We start from the raw sequence: 15,831 nt of genomic DNA on the forward strand, positions 1-15,831 counted from the left end.
GACCTCATGCTGAAGCGGATCTTGTTCCTCATTGTGGGGATCCTCGCGATCGGCACGGTCGGGTTCGGCGTGTTCGCCTGGCGACCGTCGCTGGCCAAGGTGCCGCAACCGACCGCCGCCAGTTTTTCGCCGGCGCTGGTCCGAAAGGGCGAAGTGCTTGCCAGTGCTGGCTATTGTGCGAGTTGCCACACCGTGCGCGGGGGCCAGCCCTATGCCGGCGGCTATGCGATGGCGACGCAGTTCGGGACGATCTATTCGACCAACATCACGCCCGATCGCAAGACCGGGATCGGCGGATGGTCCGAAGCCGCGTTCGAGCGCGCGATGCGGCAAGGCGTCCGGCGCGACGGGGCGCATCTGTTTCCGGCCTTCCCCTACGATCATTTCAGCAAACTGACCGATTCGGACGTGTCCGCGCTCTATGCGTTCATGATGACGCGAGCGCCCGTCGTCGCGGACGAGCGGAATCCGACGATACCGTGGCCGCTCAACATCCGGGCGCTGCAGGCCGGGTGGAAGCTGCTGTTCTTCCGCCCCGGCCGGTTCGCGCCCGACGCCACCCAAAGCGTCAAGTGGAATCGCGGCGCGTATCTGGCCGAGGGCGTGAGCCATTGCGGTGCCTGCCACACGCCCCGCGGGTCGCTCGGCGCGGAGAAGCGCGACCAGGCCTATGCCGGCGCGGCGATCGACGGCTGGATCGCGCCGTCGCTCGGCAAGACCAACAGCGCGCCGGTGCCATGGTCGCACGACGAGCTGGTCGCCTATCTGTCGACCGGGGTGAGCCAGTATCATGGCACCGCGGCTGGGCCGATGGGCGCGGTGTCGCGCAGCCTGTCCAAGCTGCCGCCCGCCGACGTCGCGGCGATCGCGACCTATTTCGCGAGTCGCAACGGCTCGGCCGGACAGGAAGCCAAGGCCACCGCCGCGCTCCGCAAGGCGGCGGCCAGCGAGGGCATCGGGCTGGGGCTGCAATATGATCCCGCCGCGCGGCTGTACGCGGGGGCGTGCGCCTCGTGCCATTACAACGGCAAGGCGCTCAACCCGCTGCGCCCTGACCTCGCGCTCAACAGCGCGGTGAGCATGGACGATCCGACCAACCTGATCCAGGTGATCCTCCACGGCGTCAGCGCCGCGGACGGCGCGCCGGGGGTGGTGATGCCGGGGTTCAGCGGTTTCAGCGACGCCGACATCGCGCGGCTTGCCGCGTGGCTGCGCAAGACCCGTACCGACAAGCCGGCCTGGGCCGATCTCCAGAACAAGGTCGCCGCGATCCGCGAACCGGGCCGCGCGCAGGGGAAGGGCGAATGACTCAGTTCACCATCAATGGACGCGCCGTCACCACCACGGTCGACGACGATACCCCGCTGCTGTGGGTGATCCGCGATGACATCGGGCTGACCGGCACCAAGTTCGGCTGCGGGATCGGGATGTGCGGCGCGTGTACCGTCCATGTCGGCGGGCGCGCGACACGGTCGTGCATCACCCCGGTCGCCTCGATCGAGGGCGCGGACGTGACGACGATCGAGGGGCTCGACCCCGCGTCCAACCACCCACTCCAGCAGGCGTGGCGCGAGCTGCAGGTGCCGCAATGCGGCTACTGCCAGTCGGGCCAGATCATGCAGGCTGCCGCGATGCTCAAGGATTTCCCGGCGCCGAGCGACGCCGAGATCGACGCGGTGATGACGGGCAATCTGTGCCGCTGCATGACCTATGTCCGCATCCGCGCCGCGATAAAGCAGGCGGTCGGCCAGACCGCCGCCGTTCCCCCGGAGCCAAAGGCATGAGCCGCCTGCGCACCGCCGCCGACCAGGCGTTCAGCCGCCGTGGCTTCCTCGTCGCGAGTGCGGCCGGGGGCGTCGCCTTCGGCTTCTCGCGCGTGATCGCCGCGATCGATCCCGCCGTGCCGGGCAGCGTGCCTGCGGCGACGACCGGCCCGTCGTTCGATCCGACGCTGTGGTTCGGGATCGATTCGGCCGGGATCATCACGGTCAACATCATCCGCGCCGAGATGGGCCAGCACGTCGGGACCGCGCTCGCGCGGATCCTGGCGGACGAGCTCGAGGCGGATTGGGACAAGGTCCGCATCGTCCATGTCGATACCGATCCCAAATGGGGGCTGATGGTCACCGGCGGGAGCTGGTCGGTGTGGCAGACCTATCCGGTGTTCAGCCAGGCCGGCGCGGCGGGGCGGATCGCGCTGATCGAGGCGGGCGCCAAGCTGATGGGCGTCAGCGCCGCAAGTTGCACCGCACGCGCGGGTGCGGTCCATGCGGGCGGGCGCTCGATGCCCTATGGCGACATCGCAAAGAGCGGCGCGGTCGCGCGGCAGTTCACTGCCGATGAAATGAAGACGCTGCCGATCAAGCCGGTCAAGGACCGTCGCCTGATCGGCAAGCCGGTCCATGCGCTCGACATGGATGCCAAGATCAACGGCAGCGGCATCTACGGCATCGACGCCAAGGTGCCCGGCATGGTCTACGCCCGCCCCAAGATGCCGCCGACGCGCAATGGGTCGAAGGTCGTCTCGGTCGATGACAGCGCGGCGAAGGGCGTGAAGGGCTATCTGCGCTATCTCGTGCTCGACGATCCGTCGGATACCGTCCCCGGCTGGGTGATGGTGATCGCGTCGAATTACTATGCGGCGATCAAGGCGACCGACCTGCTCAAGGTGACGTGGACGCCCGGTGCCGGCGCGGACGTCAGCGAAAAGATGCTGCTCGATCACGGCGCGGCGCTGGTCGCCAAGGCGGACGGCGGGATCAAGCTCGACGTCGCGGATGACGATACGACCCCGTCGTTCGGCAACGCCGCGGGCAAGACGCTCGAACAGAGCTACACCACCGCGACCGTTCTGCACTTCCAGCTCGAGCCGCTCAACGCGCTCGCGTTCGAGAAGGACGGCGTGTTCGAGATCCACGCGGGCAACCAATGGCAGAGCCTGATCCTGCCGACGCTCGCCAAGGCGCTCGGCGTGCCCGAGACCAAGGTGGTGATGCGCAGCTATCTGCTCGGTGGCGGGTTCGGGCGGCGGTTGAACGGCGATTACACCGTGCCCGCGGCGCTCGCGGCCAAGGCGCTCAAGCGTCCGGTCAAGATGATCCTGACGCGCGAGGACGATGCACGGTTCGACTCGGTCCGCTCGCCGTCGGTCCAGCGGGTGCGGATGGCGTTCGGCGACGACGGGCAGATCCAGGCGATGGAGCATCACGCCTGCGCCGGCTGGCCGACCCAGGTGCTCGCCGGCCCCACGCTGCTGGCGAAGACCAAGAAGGGCGGCCAGTACGATCCGTTCGCGATTTCGGGCGCGGATCATTGGTATGACGTCGGGCATCAGACGGTGCGCGCGGTGGCGAACGATCTCGCGAACACCACCTTCCGGCCGGGCTGGCTGCGCTCGGTCGGGCCGGGCTGGACCAACTGGGCGCTCGAATCCTTCATGGATGAAGCGGCGCACCATACGAAGACCGATCCCGTCGCGTTCCGGTTGAAGCTGCTGACCGGCAAGGGCCGCAACGCGGGGTCCGCGCCCAATGCGGTCGGCGGCGCGCTGCGGCAGGCCGAGGTCGTGCGGCGCGCGGCGGCGAAGGCAGGCTGGGGCACGACGCTCCCCGCCGACACCGCGCTCGGCATCGCGACGAGCTTCGGGCAGGAGCGCGACATGCCGACCTGGTCGGCGTGCGTCGCGCAGGTCCATGTCGATCGCGCGACCGGCTTCGTGCGGGTGCAGAAACTGACGCTGGTGGTGGACGCCGGGACGATCGTCGACCCCGATGGCGCGCTGGCGCAGGTGCAGGGCGCGGCGCTGTGGGGGCTGAGCATGGCGCTGCACGAGGGCACCGGCTTCGAGGCGGGGCAGGTGAAGGACACCAACCTCAACACCTATCTTCCGCTGCGCATCGCCGACGTGCCCGAGATGGACATCAGCTTTGTCGAGAGCGCGGAAGTCCCGGTCGGTCTGGGCGAGCCGGCGACCACGGTGGTCGGGCCGGCGATCGGCAACGCGATCTTCGCGGCGGTCGGCGTGCGGCTGCGGCATATCCCGATCACGCCCGCGGCGGTGAAGGCGGGGTTGAAGGGGGCCTGATCGCTGCCGTCACCCCGGGCTTGGCCCGGGGTCCACCGTGGTCCGCGTCCGTAAAGCGTTGAGATAGCGGCACGGTGGACCCCGGCACAGGGCCGGGGTGACGGCTGTTGTGGGGTGCCGTGAATACGCCAGAACCGCGCGCAGCGGCGTTGGACGTATTCAACCCAATCCGTTCGTTTCGAGCGACGAACGGGTGGGAGCGAGGCCCGGCAACCGCAGCCCGAACCTATCCGCGTCCCGCCAGCCGCTCCGCCAGGAAATCGACGAACACGCGCACGCGGCGCGGGGTGTTTGCGCCGCCGACGAAGATCGCGTGAATGTCCTCGGTGTCGCCCGGGTTGAACGCGTCGAGCAGCGCGACCAGTCGTCCCGCCGCGACATCATCCGCCACGTGAAAGCTCCCGACCCGCGTGATCCCGACGCCCGCCTGCGCGAGCTGGACCAGCGTCTCGCCGTTGTTCGCCGCGATGTTCCCGCCGACGTCCAGCGCGAACGCGGCGCCCTCGCGCACGAATGGCCAGCCAGGGTCGACCCGGCGGAAATTGAAGTTCAGGCAATTATGGTCGTGCAGGTCCTCGGGCACCCGCGGCATCCCGGCGCGCGCGAGATAGGCGGGGGCGGCGACGATCGTCCGGCCGTTCGACCCGATCCGCCGCGCGGTCAGCGGGCTGTCGGCGAGCGGACCGAAGCGGATCGCGACGTCCGCCTGGCCGCCGAGCACGTCGGTCAGCTCGTCGCTGAGGCTGAGGTCGACCAGGATCTCGGGATAGCGCGCGACGAAATCCGCGAGCAATGGCACGATCGTGATCCGGCCATAAGCGAGCGACGCGCTCACCCGCAGCCGCCCGCGGGGGGCCGCCTGATAGGCGATCGCCGCTTCGGACTCGGTCAGGTCCGCGAGGATCCGCCGGGCCGCAAGCAGATAGGCCTCGCCCTCGGGCGTGACGGTCAGCGTCCGCGTCGTCCGCACCAGCAACCGCACGCCGAGCCTGCTTTCGATCCGCGAAATGATCCGGCTGAGCGCGGACGGGGTCAGCGTCAGCGCGCGCGCCCCCGCCGACAGGCTGCCCGCGCGGACCACCGCATCGAACGCCTCCATCTCGCCCGCGCGATCCACCCTGCGCGCCATCTGTGATTCTCCCGCAAAGCTGCTGGTCCGGCTCACCCTCTACCGCAGGACGCTGCGTTGCACCATTTGAGGCAAATCACAGACCGGAAGATACGTATGAAACTCAACCCCGCCATTCTGGCGCTGGCCGTCGGTGCGTTCGGCATCGGCGTCACCGAATTCGCGCCGATGGGGATGCTCCCCGTCATCGCGACCGACCTCGGCGTGTCGATCCCGACCGCAGGGTTGCTGATCAGCGCCTATGCGGTCGGCGTGCTGATCGGCGCGCCGCTGATGACGCTCACCACCGCGCGCGTTCCCCGGCGGACGTTGCTGATCGCGCTGATGGCGATCTTCACGGTCGGGAACCTGCTCGCGGCCTTGTCGGGCAGCTACACCACCTTGCTGATCGCGCGGGTCGTCACCTCGTTCAACCACGGTGCGTTCTTCGGCGTCGGGTCGGTCGTCGCGGCGCGGCTGGTGCCGGCGGACCGCCGCGCGGGCGCGGTTGCGACGATGTTCATGGGGCTGACGATCGCCAATGTCGGCGGCGTCCCGCTCGCGGCGTGGGCGGCGGAAGCGTTTGGCTGGCGGACGGTGTTCTGGGCGATCACCGGGCTCGGCGTGCTCGCGATGGCGGCGCTGCGCTTCGCCGTCCCGGTCATTCCGGCGGATGCCGACAGCGACATGCGCGCCGAACTGCGCGTGCTGGTGCGCGGGCCGGTGCTGGTCGCGCTGCTGCTGACGGTGATCGGGTCGAGCGCGATGTTCACGGTCTTCACTTATATCGTCCCGATCCTCCAGACGCAGGCGCACGCCTCGACCGGTTTCGTCACCGCGATGCTGGTGCTGTACGGGCTGGGGCTCACGGTCGGGAACTGGCTGGGGGGACGCTATGGCGATCGCTCGGTCGACGGGACGCTGATCGTCACGCTGGGTGGTCTGGTCGCGCTGCTCGTGGTGTTCGCGGGTGCGATGGCGTGGCCGGTGCCCGCGGCGGTGCTGATCTTCCTGTGGGGCGTCGCGAGCTTCGCGCTGGTCCCGCCGCTCCAGATGCGCGTTATGGCGGCGGCGGGGGATGCGCCCAACCTGGCGTCGGCGATGAACATCGGCGCGTTCAACCTCGGCAATGCGGTCGGCGCGGCGCTCGGCGGCGCGGTGATCGGGGCAGGGATGGGCTATCCCGCGGTTTCGATCGCGGGTGCGGTGATGGCGGGGAGCGGGCTTGCGCTGGTGCTTCTGCTGCGGCTGCAGGCGGGGCGTGCGCGGCTGGCGACGGCGGGCTGATCTTAGACCTTAGTCTCGTTCGATCGCGGGCGCGCCGGGTGTTTACCTCTTGGAAACGCCCGGCATGATGAGTGACATGCATGTCGCGCACCGCTCTTTTCCAGGCCTTTCGCCGCGCTTGCCTCCGTCGGATGGCGTGTCTGGCGCTGGCGCTCGCGACGGTCGCGACGCCCGCCTTCGCGTGCGACGTCACGACGCCGACCGCGGCATCGGTCGGCACCTTCTCCCCCTCCGCGATCAAGGCGAGCGCGCCGTACGTGAAGACGAGCGGCGGGTTTCGCTGCACGGGGTTTACCGCACTGACGGTCCTGTCGGGCAATTTCCTGAAGGCGACGATCCCGGCGGGGACCGTGCTCAACCTGACCTCGGTCTCCGCCCCCGCGAACACCGTCAGCTACCGCGTCTTCGCGGACGCCAATGCCACGGTCGAACTCAAGGCGGGGACTGCTGCCTTCTACATGAACGGCCCGGCGGTGAACCTGCTCAATCTGCTGGGGGACGGGACGATCGACGTGCCGGTCTATTTCAAGCTCGCAAGCGTCGGCTATGTCGCGCCGGGCACCTATACCGGCAGCTTTTCGGTCAAATGGGATTGGAATTTCTGCAACGGTCTCGCCTCCGCGCTCGGCGTCTGCCTCGGTGCCGTCGACAGCGGGAGCAAGACCGGGGTCATCACCGTCACGCTGGTGGTCGCGGCCAGACCCCCGACGATCACGATCGCGTTCGGACAAGTCACCTGGGACCCGGTCAGCGGCACCAGCAACCCGCGCGCGATTCCGGGGAGCAAGCGCCGGATCAACGTGTCGATCACCAACCCCGACATCGTCGCGACCGAACTCAACGCGCTTCAGGCGGTGTTGCCGACCCCCGGCGGCATGGCGATCGCGCTCGATGGCGACGGCAGCGGGAGCGGCACCGTGGTGCAGTCGAGCGAGGGAAGCCCGCCATCGGGCGTCACCTTCGGCTATGCCGGGCCATCGAGCACCACCGATCAGGTCGATTTCTCGTCCGACGGTGGCAATAGCTGGACGTACGTGCCGATTGCAGGGGCGGCGGCCTCACAAGCCGCGGTGACGACGGTCCGGTTTCGTCCGCAAGGCACGATGGCACCGGCGTCGTCCTATACGATTACGCTGCCGTACAGCCTCAAGTAGCGAAACCGGCCGACGTCACCCCGCTTTGTGCGTCCGCTTGCGGGTCGCGCCCGCGATCCGATCGAGCGCTTGCGCTTCGATCTTTTCCAGTTCGCCCAGCGTCTCGGCGATGGCGTCGCGTTGCGCGTCGAGGCGGTCGATCCGCTCGCGACAGCGTTCGGCGAGCGCGCGCATCTGTTCGACATGCTGCGGATCGGCATCGTAGAGGTCGAGGAATTCGGTGATGTCGGCAAGCGTGAAGCCAAGCCGCTTGCCCCGCAGGATCAACTGCATCCGGGCGATTTCGCGCTTGGTGTAGACGCGGATCGTGCCGACCCGGCTCGGGGTGATCAGTCCGCGATCCTCGTAGAAGCGCAGCGTCCGCGGCGTGATGGCCAGCATCCGCGCAACCGCGTTGATCCCCGCGAGCTCCTGCTGCCCGTCGTCCAATCCAGCTCCTCCGGTGACGCGTTATCATCGTTTCCGGGCCGGTCCGGTGGGGATCGCAGCCCGCTCTTGCGTCTTGAATCCCGTGTCGCGGATTTGCGGCGATAAGGGAAACGCCATTTGTCGCGGTGCCGGTATTGTCGCGGGCGAGCCCGGAAGCGTTGCAGAAAAGTCACGCAAACCCATGAAACCCGCAGGTTCTTCTTCCTTGCCGGCAAGAATCCTTGACCACGTCGCTCATCCTTATAGGCGAGATGCCGTATACGGCATCGGCCTCGCGCATAAGACGCGAGCCGATCGGTTCGGACGATCGCACGGAAGCGGCGTCCTCAAGGAAACGTCCGTGGCCAGTCCTGTTCCAGGGGCGGCCTGATGGAGAGGAAAGACGATGTCCCTGCTGATCCTCGGAGCGCTGCTCGCTGGAGCCCCGCTCGCCCCCGATACCGTCGTCGGTCGCTGGAGGACCGAAACCCACAATGCCATCGTCGAGATCGCGCGCTGCGGTCCGTCGATCTGCGGAAAGATCGTCACGTCCGACGCGCTCCGCGCCAATCCGGGCATGAAGGACGCGCGCAATTCGAACACCGCGCTGCGCAATCGCCCGATCGAAGGCATGCAGATGCTGAGCGGGTTCAAGCCCGAGGCGGACGGCGTGTGGAGCAACGGCCAGGTCTATAACGCCGATGACGGCAAGACCTACAGCGGCAAGATCACCCCGCTCGGCGCCAACCAGTTGAAGCTGCGCGGCTGCGTCTTCTTCCCCCTGTGCAAGACGCAGACCTGGACGCGAGTCCGCTAATCCCATTCCCCCCCCCTTTTAGACGTCAATTCAGGAATTTTTCATGGTCCATCGTTTCAAGGCCCCGTTGCTGGGCGCGACCGCGCTTGTCTGCTCGCTTGGCTCCGCCAGCGTCGCGCATGCCGATGCCTTCTATCTCGAGGCGCAGTCGGCGCGTGGCGCAGGGCGCGCCTTCTCGGGTGAAGCCGCCGACACCGGTCCGGCGTCGCTGTGGTGGAACCCCGCCGCGATCGCGGGCATCACCACCGCCGAGGCCGCAGTCAGCGCGACCGCGATCCTGCCCAAGGGCGAAGTGATCGACAATGGCACGCTGATCCGTCGTCCCGGCCAGGCGTTCGCGCCGGTGCGTGGCAACGCGGTTTCGCGCGACCCGATCAACAACGGCGTCCTGCCGAGCGGCGCGATCGCCTATCCGATCAACGACCGGATCGCGATCGGCGTCGCGGTCACGTCGCCGTTCAGCTTCACCACCGATTATGATTCGAACAGCTGGGCACGCTACAGCGCTGACAAGACGCGGTTGCGCACGATCGACATCCAGCCGTCGATCGGCGTGGTGCTGACCGACTGGCTGCGGGTCGGCGGCGCGCTCAACGTCGAATATACCAACGCCTTCCTCAGCAACCAGCTTCCCAACGTCCTCGCATCGCTGCCGGACGGCACCCAGGCGCTGAACGGCGATGGCTGGGACTTCGGCTGGACCGCGGGCGTCCAGCTTCATAACCGGATCGCGACGGTCGGCATCAGCTACAAGTCGAGCATCGAGCATACGCTGACCGGCGATCTCAACATCTACAATCTGGTCGGGCCGCTCGCCGCGTCGAACACGTCCCTGTCGGGTGTCCAGGCGAAGTTCCGCACCCCGGGGCAGGTGATCGTCGCGGGTCGGCTCAAGGCGACCAACGCGCTGACGCTCAATGCGCAGGTCGTCGCGTATAACTGGAGCAGGTTCGATGCGATCCGGCTCGGCGCGCCGCTCAACGTCGCGATCCCGGAAAATTACCGGGATAGCTGGAGCCTCGCGGGCGGCGTCGACTATGCGCTTACCCCCAAGGCGACCGTCCGCGCTGGCCTTCAGCGGACGATCACCCCAACGCAGGACGGCCTGCGCGACGCGCGCGTGCCCGACGCCAACCGCTGGACCTATGCCGCGGGTGGCAGCTACCAGCTGACCTCGCACATCGCGCTCGATGCGGCGGCGAGCTATGTCGACTTCAGCAACGAAACGATCGATCGCACCACCGCGGCCTTTGCCGGCACAGCCGCGCAGACGCCGATCGTCACCAACGGTCTGCTCCGCAATGCGCATGCGGTCGTGCTCTCGGTCGGCGGGCGCGTGACGTTCTGATAAAAACATACAGCGGGGGAAGCGATGCCTCTCCCGCTGAATCGCGCCATATCAAGCCTTTGCGAAGCTCCCCTCGGCTGCGACCGGGCAGGACGCGAACCGCGTGCATTCCGCGCCTCCGTCATTCTGGTGCGGCGCGCGGTTAAGCGATAGTACAGACGTCCGCCGTAACGGTCGCGCGGAGGAGAAGTGCGATGGCGAGCGATCTGCCCCCGACATCCGTGTCCGCCGACATGGACCGGATTTTCAAGCCGCTGAGCGACCGTGCGCCCGTGAACTCGGCGCAGCAGGATCGCTCGCGGCAGGATGCGCGGGCCCGTGGCAAGCGGGACTGGCGGTTCTTCACGATCGTCGCGCCCGCACTGGTGCTGGTCGCGGGCACCGCGCTCGCGGTCGGTTATGGCCAATTCGGCCAGTTGCCGAAGCCGTTGGAAGCGACTCGCCACGTTGCCCCGATCCCGCCGTCGCAGCGTGCCGCCCCAACGGCGACCGTTCCGACCCCTTCGGGCGAGCAGGCGGCGCACCAGACAGTCGCGACGGACGTTGAGGATCCTCTCCCGCCACCGCCGACGGATGGCACCCTTGCGCCGCCTGCCGAAGCGTCCACGGCTTCCAACCGGGCGCGGGTCGTCGATCGGCGCGCGGTACGGGGCGAGCAACCGGCCGGCACAGCGCCGCGCGCAACGCTCGCGAGAGCCGATTCGTCGCAGCGGCCCGTGCTCACGCGCGGCGAGAGTTCGGACGGTGGGGCGTCGTCGCAATGCCCCCCGGGAAGCCTCGAAGACCGCTGCATCTATCAGGACGTCCTCAACGCGGATGCCCGGCTGCGGCGCGCCTATCGCCGTGCGCGGCAGAGCGGTGTCCCCTATGGCCAGCTCGAATCGATCAACCGCCAGTGGATCCGCGCGCGCGAGGCTGCGCAGGATGATCCCGACGGGACGATCCAGCGGTATGACCGGCTGACGGGGATGCTCGACCGCGCCCGCCAGGACGGCGGCGAATGACCGAGGGTGCAGCGATCCCCGTGGTTCTGCGTTCGCCCGGCGAACGCGCCGAACGGGCGCGATCGACCGAGGGCAGGGTCGTCTACGCGATCGGCGATATTCATGGTCGCTACGATCTCGTGTCCGCGCTGCTGGAAGCGATCGTCGCGGACATGGCGACGATCGTCGACGGTCGCCCCCCCTTGCTGGTGTTCTGCGGCGATTATGTCGATCGCGGGCCGCAGTCCTCGCAAGTCCTGACCGCGCTTGTCTGGCTGTCGCGCCAGTCCACGCTCGAAATCGTCTTCCTGCGCGGAAATCATGAGGTGATGCTGCTCGATTTCCTGGACCATCCCGACCGGAATATCCCCTGGCTCCGACGCGACGGCGCGCAAACCCTGATGTCCTATGGCGTCGATGTGCCGGGGGACGACCTGGCGTCGCTCGAAACGGCCTGCCGGGCGCTGCGCGACCGGTTGCTGGACAAGATGCCCGCGTCGCATCTCGCATTCCTGCGGGGCTTGCCGATCCGGACGATGTGTGGCGATTACCTGTTCGTCCACGCGGGGCTCATGCCCCGCGTGTCCATCGCGCGGCAAAGCGAGGAGGATTGCCTGTGGATCGGGGAAGAGTTCCTGTCGGCGGATTACCGTTTCGACAAGATCGTCGTCCATGGACATAGCTGGAGCGCGGACGAACCCGAGATGACGGCGAACCGAATCGGGATCGATACGGGCGCCTATTCGACCGGTGTCCTCACCGCGGTTCGCCTCGAGGGGGACACGATCGTGTTCCTGCAGGCGCGGACGCGGTCGGCGGAAACATCATGCTAGGATTCTTCATTGTGCCGACTGGTTTGGGAACGCCCTAATGCTACGCCTTCGCATCTTCGCCTCGGTCGTGTCGATCCTGTCGCTCGCCACGATGCTGCTCGCGATCCTCGCCGCTGCGCCGATCGGCGTGGCGATCGCGCTGCTCGTCGCGGCGGCATGTCTGGCGATCGTCGCCCCGTTCGACGCGCGGGATTCGGCGCGGCGCTTGCGGGTCTTGGTGGCGGGCGTGGCGTATCTCGTCGCTGTCGCAGTCGCGTTGCTCTTCACGCGCGGCGGATCGACCGAACCCACCCTGTTGATCGCGCTGACCGTGCTTCTGCAACTTGGCGTGGGGATTGCCTGCTGGGCCTTCGCCACGCGCAAACGCCGCCGCATGCCGCAGTCACGGCGCTATTTCGACAATTGATCGAAGGGCGGGCCGGGGCCGCCGTTCCGGTGGCCCCGCTTGAATCATACGGTTTGCAGTCGCGCGCTACCGCAACTGGCTGTCCTTGCTGCCCCGGCGGTTGATCGCGGAGAAGGCAGGACTCTGGTCACGCTGGCTCTGGCAGGCGACGCATGTGCGGACGCCGGGCAGCGCGTCTCGGCGACGCTGGGGAATGGGTTCGCCGCATTCGTTGCATTCCGCTGCGCCGTCGCCCGTAGGCATGCGCGACCGGGCGAACAAGACCGCGTCGTTGATGGTGTCGTCGATCTGATCCTGAACCGCGCCCTCGGGCGCCCATCCGCTTGCCATAGTGTCACCCGATATCCATTGCTTGGGACCAATATGGGGTCGCGCGCGGCGCTGCCAAGGCGGCGGCGTCGCGGTGGAGGGCGGGTCGTCATGACGGGTGCGTTTTGCCGAAGGACCCGGTATGTTCCGTGGCATGGACTCCGTTGCCCCTTTGCCTGTCGCCGCCCGCACCACAGTCGATTTCGTCGTCATCGACGTCGAGACGGCGTGTTCGAGCGTCAGCAGCATTTGCCAGGTCGGGATCGTCGGCTTCAGGAACGGCGTCGAGGTATTCGACTATGAAACGCTGGTCGATCCGCTCGACCGGTTCTCGTCGTTCAACACGAGAATCCACGGCCTCACCTGCGACCATGTCTTCGGCGCGCCGACCTTCGCCGATGTCCACGCCGCGATCGACTCGCATCTGTCCGGACGGATCACGGTCGCGCACTCGTTCTTCGACAAGGGGGCGCTCGGCGCGGCGTGTCGGGTCCATGACCGGGCGGAGATCAGGACCACGTGGCTGGACAGCGTGCGCGTCGCGAAGCGGGCGTGGCCCGAACTGCCGAGCCACCGGCTCAACGTGTTGAGCAAGTTCCTGGGGGTGCGCCACAAGCACCACGATGCGCTGAGCGACGCGCGGGCGGCCGGCATGGTGATCGTCCGCGCGATCGATCACACCGGAATCGACCTCGCCGGCTGGCTGGCCCCGCCCCGGGGGCGCGGTGGCCCCGCGCCGAAGGCGGCGGCGGTGGGTCCGTTGAAGGGCGAACGGGTCGCGATCCTGGGGGCACCGCGCGACGGTGCGCTGGCGCGGCGCCTCGCTGCGGCGGGGGGCAGGGTCGTCGCGTCGGTCGGCCTGACCACGACGAAGCTCGTCATCAGCAACGATCAACCCTTCGGGCACTATGTGACCGCGCATGCCGATCACCGCCGCGCGGACGCGCTGCGGCGGGAGGGTCACCGGATCGAGATCGTATCCGAGGACGAGATCAGGGAGCGTCTCGCAGCGGTTGGCTGACGTGGCCCGTCGCACTCATTGCGGCATGCCGCTCATCCCGCTTGCGCGCCGCAGCGCTGCCGCGTCGAGCCGGTAGCCGTCGAGAAAGACCGTGTCGACATGGCGCAGGTTTCCCAGGTCCTGTGAGACATCGCCGTTGACCAGGATCACGTCTGCCGTCTTTCCCGCCGCGATCGAGCCGGTCCGGTCCGCCATGCCCGTCAGCTTCGCCGGAACGATCGTCGCGGTCTGCAGGGCCTCGGCGTTGCTGAGGCCGGACTGCTGGTACAGTTCGATCTCCCGCACGAGTTCGAGGCCATAGCCGTCGGTCCCCGCGACGATCGGCACGCCGGCGCGGTGCAGGCGACCGACCAGCCCCACCATCTTCGTGAAGCTCTTGCGGAAATCGTCCCGAGTCAGGTCGCCGAACAACGGATAGCCCGCGATTTTCCAGCCGCGTACCACCGATGGCGGCGAAACATCGGCGAAGGCTGCATATTCGGGGGACATCGCGGTGCCGTCCGACGTCATCAGTTGCTCCCAGACGGTCAGGGTCGGATCGATCACCGTGCCGCGCTTGCCGAGTTCGGCATAGAAGGCCGTCATCGCCGGGGAATCGAGGTCGACGTCCTTCCCGTATTTCGCCGGGCCTTCCAGCCTCGCGGCGGTGTTCACCTTGTCGACCACGTCCTGCGGCATCGCCTGCATCATGATGAAGTTGATGTGCGTGACCTCGTCATAGCCAGCGCGTACCGCATCGAGCGGGCGCATGCCCGCGGGCACGTGGCCGTGGACGTGCAGGCCGAGCTTGTGCGCCTCCGCCGCCGCCGGGGCGATCCACGCCGGATTCATCGACGTGTAGAATTTGACGCCCCAAAGCCCGGCCGCCTTGATCTTGTCGACGGCCGCGATCGCCTCGGCGGCGGACGTGACGGTCAGCGCGCCTTGCGCGGCGAGCGGGTCCTTGCGATCGATGATCACCGAGACCTTGCCGTCGGGCGCGAGCAGATCCCCCGCCGCGCGGCGCTTGTAGATGCTGAGCGTCTCGTCGATCATCGAGCCCGGGCTGCGATAGTTGGTCATCCCCGTCGCGACGTTCTGCAACAGGTTCCAGTCGTCGCCACCGACGTGGCGGTGCGCATCCCATAATCCCGGGAGGATCGTCTTGCCGCGTCCGTCGAGCACCGTCGCCCCGGCCGGTGCCGTGATCGTTCCGCCCGCCGCGACGGTCGCGATCTTGCCGTTGGCAATCAGGACCGCGCGATCGGGGAGATACTTTCCGGCGACGGAGTCGAACAGGAGGACATGGTCGACCAGCGTCGGCGTCGCATTGGCCGGGCGCAGGAAGCGATGCGCAACGTCGCGCACCATGTCGGCGGTGGCATCGTCCTGGATCTGCTTGAGCCGGGGGCCGGCCGCCTCATAGCCTTCGGGCAGCAGCGAGATGATGCCCGCATTGCCGAAGAAATGGTTGTCGGCATCGAGCCACATCGGAATCGGCGAAAAGCTGTAGCCCGTGATGAAGGCGAGCTTCACCGTCTTCGGTCCCTGCGGCCCCGTGATCTCCACCGGATTGCCGACGACGATCGAGGCGTGGCCGGTCGGCAGCAGATCGATCCCCGTGTCGCCCGCCGCGACGAGCGCCTCGATGTCGCTTTCCCCCGCCAGCCAGGGGCCGCCATAGGTGTTGTAGCGCTTGGCCGCGAACGGCGCGGCGCCGCCGTCCACTGCGGTCTTCCAGTGCGCGACGCCGCCCGAATCGACGCTGAAGCTTTCGGTCGCATCGCCCGAATCGGTGAAGCCGCGGATCTCGATCGCGGTTGGCCGCTTGTCGGGGCCGATCGTCATCAGCTCGTCGGTCTCGGTGACCCAGCCGCGCAGCGTCATCGACATGCGATAGGCGACGCGCGCGTCGGCGGTTCGCCACGACCAGATATCGCCATGTTTTCCCGCGACCGAACTGATCGTGTAGTGGCGCGCCCCGGCGGGCGGGGCCATGAGTTGCTCCTTGGTCGCGGGACCGGCGACGGCGGCCGAGGACACGGTGGCGAGCAAGACGGCGAGACCCAGTCGAAGCATGATGATTACCCCCCG

Annotated in this window: 15 protein-coding genes; 11 read left to right on the forward strand and 4 right to left on the reverse strand. The window is 67.9% G+C overall.

Going from position 1 to position 15,831, the window contains the following annotated elements:
- The first annotated feature begins 6 nt into the window (after positions 1–6).
- From RH91_RS10100 to RH91_RS10110, 3 genes are read left to right on the forward strand one after another with little or no spacing between them, the layout of a single operon-like run.
- Entirely contained in the window at positions 7–1,308 is a 1,302-nt protein-coding gene (locus RH91_RS10100; RefSeq protein WP_037478680.1) for a c-type cytochrome, read from the forward strand.
- Positions 1,305–1,784, forward strand: a complete 480-nt coding sequence (locus RH91_RS10105) for a (2Fe-2S)-binding protein (RefSeq protein WP_010162604.1) — start codon at positions 1,305–1,307, stop codon at positions 1,782–1,784. Before RH91_RS10100 ends, RH91_RS10105 begins: the two co-directional genes overlap by 4 nt.
- The gene (locus RH91_RS10110) at positions 1,781–4,084 is read left to right on the forward strand and encodes a xanthine dehydrogenase family protein molybdopterin-binding subunit (RefSeq protein WP_010162605.1); all 2,304 of its coding nucleotides are present in this window, start codon (positions 1,781–1,783) and stop codon (positions 4,082–4,084) included. Before RH91_RS10105 ends, RH91_RS10110 begins: the two co-directional genes overlap by 4 nt.
- Positions 4,085–4,310: 226 nt before the next feature.
- Here the strand turns inward: RH91_RS10110 and RH91_RS10115 are convergent, their stop codons facing one another.
- Positions 4,311–5,213, reverse strand: a complete 903-nt coding sequence (locus RH91_RS10115; protein WP_010162606.1) for a LysR substrate-binding domain-containing protein — start codon at positions 5,211–5,213, stop codon at positions 4,311–4,313.
- A gap of 96 nt (positions 5,214–5,309) precedes the next feature.
- Between RH91_RS10115 and RH91_RS10120 the strand changes: the two genes are divergently transcribed.
- Together RH91_RS10120 and RH91_RS10125 are read left to right on the forward strand one after the other, a co-directional pair.
- Positions 5,310–6,479 carry an MFS transporter gene (locus RH91_RS10120; protein ID WP_010162607.1) on the forward strand — a complete coding sequence of 390 codons (1,170 nt, stop codon included), beginning with the start codon at positions 5,310–5,312 and terminating at the stop codon, positions 6,477–6,479.
- A gap of 131 nt (positions 6,480–6,610) precedes the next feature.
- Positions 6,611–7,633 (forward strand): spore coat protein U domain-containing protein, encoded by a 1,023-nt coding sequence (locus RH91_RS10125; protein WP_010162608.1) that lies wholly within the window; start codon positions 6,611–6,613, stop codon positions 7,631–7,633.
- A 15-nt stretch (positions 7,634–7,648) separates the two neighbouring features.
- On the opposite strand, the gene RH91_RS10130 is transcribed toward RH91_RS10125, so the two are convergent.
- Positions 7,649–8,062, reverse strand: coding sequence for a MerR family transcriptional regulator (locus tag RH91_RS10130; protein ID WP_010162609.1), 414 nt, complete (start codon positions 8,060–8,062; stop codon positions 7,649–7,651).
- Between the two features lie 385 nt (positions 8,063–8,447).
- Here RH91_RS10130 and RH91_RS10135 point away from each other — a divergent pair, with 385 nt between their 5' ends.
- From RH91_RS10135 to RH91_RS10155, 5 genes are all read left to right on the forward strand, one after another.
- The gene (locus RH91_RS10135; RefSeq protein ID WP_010162610.1) at positions 8,448–8,858 is read left to right on the forward strand and encodes a DUF2147 domain-containing protein; all 411 of its coding nucleotides are present in this window, start codon (positions 8,448–8,450) and stop codon (positions 8,856–8,858) included.
- Between the two features lie 43 nt (positions 8,859–8,901).
- Positions 8,902–10,206, forward strand: coding sequence for an OmpP1/FadL family transporter (locus RH91_RS10140; protein ID WP_010162611.1), 1,305 nt, complete (start codon positions 8,902–8,904; stop codon positions 10,204–10,206).
- A 194-nt stretch (positions 10,207–10,400) separates the two neighbouring features.
- Positions 10,401–11,210 carry a hypothetical protein gene (locus tag RH91_RS10145; protein WP_010162612.1) on the forward strand — a complete coding sequence of 270 codons (810 nt, stop codon included), beginning with the start codon at positions 10,401–10,403 and terminating at the stop codon, positions 11,208–11,210.
- On the forward strand, positions 11,207–12,022 hold the full coding sequence (locus tag RH91_RS10150; protein WP_010162613.1) for a metallophosphoesterase family protein: 816 nt from the start codon (positions 11,207–11,209) through the stop codon (positions 12,020–12,022). Before RH91_RS10145 ends, RH91_RS10150 begins: the two co-directional genes overlap by 4 nt.
- A 37-nt stretch (positions 12,023–12,059) precedes the next feature.
- Complete coding sequence (locus RH91_RS10155; RefSeq protein WP_010162614.1) at positions 12,060–12,428, forward strand: hypothetical protein; 369 nt, start codon at positions 12,060–12,062, stop codon at positions 12,426–12,428.
- A gap of 66 nt (positions 12,429–12,494) precedes the next feature.
- Here RH91_RS10155 and RH91_RS10160 read toward each other — a convergent pair whose 3' ends face one another.
- Positions 12,495–12,758: a DksA/TraR family C4-type zinc finger protein gene (locus RH91_RS10160; protein WP_010162615.1), complete on the reverse strand. Its 264-nt coding sequence runs from the start codon at positions 12,756–12,758 to the stop codon at positions 12,495–12,497.
- Between the two features lie 151 nt (positions 12,759–12,909).
- On the opposite strand from RH91_RS10160, the gene RH91_RS10165 reads away from it, so the two are divergent.
- A complete protein-coding gene (locus RH91_RS10165; RefSeq protein ID WP_010162616.1) occupies positions 12,910–13,758 on the forward strand; it encodes an exonuclease domain-containing protein in 849 nt (282 codons plus the stop codon).
- Positions 13,759–13,773: 15 nt separating this feature from the next.
- On the opposite strand, the gene RH91_RS10170 is transcribed toward RH91_RS10165, so the two are convergent.
- Positions 13,774–15,816, reverse strand: coding sequence for an amidohydrolase family protein (locus RH91_RS10170; RefSeq protein WP_010162617.1), 2,043 nt, complete (start codon positions 15,814–15,816; stop codon positions 13,774–13,776).
- Positions 15,817–15,831 lie beyond the last annotated feature (15 nt).

It is taken from the genome of Sphingomonas sp. PAMC 26617 (assembly GCF_000242835.1).
In the GTDB taxonomy this organism is placed as follows: domain Bacteria; phylum Pseudomonadota; class Alphaproteobacteria; order Sphingomonadales; family Sphingomonadaceae; genus Sphingomonas.

Excerpts from the sequence above, each read along its gene's own strand:
- RH91_RS10160 (WP_010162615.1), bottom strand. The coding sequence starts at position 12,758 with ATGGCAAGCGGATGGGCGCCCGAGGGCGCGGTTCAGGATCAGATCGAC.
- RH91_RS10120 (WP_010162607.1), top strand. The coding sequence starts at position 5,310 with ATGAAACTCAACCCCGCCATTCTGGCGCTGGCCGTCGGTGCGTTCGGC.
- RH91_RS10110 (WP_010162605.1), top strand. The coding sequence starts at position 1,781 with ATGAGCCGCCTGCGCACCGCCGCCGACCAGGCGTTCAGCCGCCGTGGC.
- RH91_RS10155 (WP_010162614.1), top strand. The coding sequence starts at position 12,060 with ATGCTACGCCTTCGCATCTTCGCCTCGGTCGTGTCGATCCTGTCGCTC.
- RH91_RS10115 (WP_010162606.1), bottom strand. The coding sequence starts at position 5,213 with ATGGCGCGCAGGGTGGATCGCGCGGGCGAGATGGAGGCGTTCGATGCG.
- RH91_RS10170 (WP_010162617.1), bottom strand. The coding sequence starts at position 15,816 with ATGCTTCGACTGGGTCTCGCCGTCTTGCTCGCCACCGTGTCCTCGGCC.
- RH91_RS10125 (WP_010162608.1), top strand. The coding sequence starts at position 6,611 with ATGGCGTGTCTGGCGCTGGCGCTCGCGACGGTCGCGACGCCCGCCTTC.
- RH91_RS10140 (WP_010162611.1), top strand. The coding sequence starts at position 8,902 with ATGGTCCATCGTTTCAAGGCCCCGTTGCTGGGCGCGACCGCGCTTGTC.
- RH91_RS10105 (WP_010162604.1), top strand. The coding sequence starts at position 1,305 with ATGACTCAGTTCACCATCAATGGACGCGCCGTCACCACCACGGTCGAC.
- RH91_RS10150 (WP_010162613.1), top strand. The coding sequence starts at position 11,207 with ATGACCGAGGGTGCAGCGATCCCCGTGGTTCTGCGTTCGCCCGGCGAA.
- RH91_RS10100 (WP_037478680.1), top strand. The coding sequence starts at position 7 with ATGCTGAAGCGGATCTTGTTCCTCATTGTGGGGATCCTCGCGATCGGC.
- RH91_RS10135 (WP_010162610.1), top strand. The coding sequence starts at position 8,448 with ATGTCCCTGCTGATCCTCGGAGCGCTGCTCGCTGGAGCCCCGCTCGCC.
- RH91_RS10145 (WP_010162612.1), top strand. The coding sequence starts at position 10,401 with ATGGCGAGCGATCTGCCCCCGACATCCGTGTCCGCCGACATGGACCGG.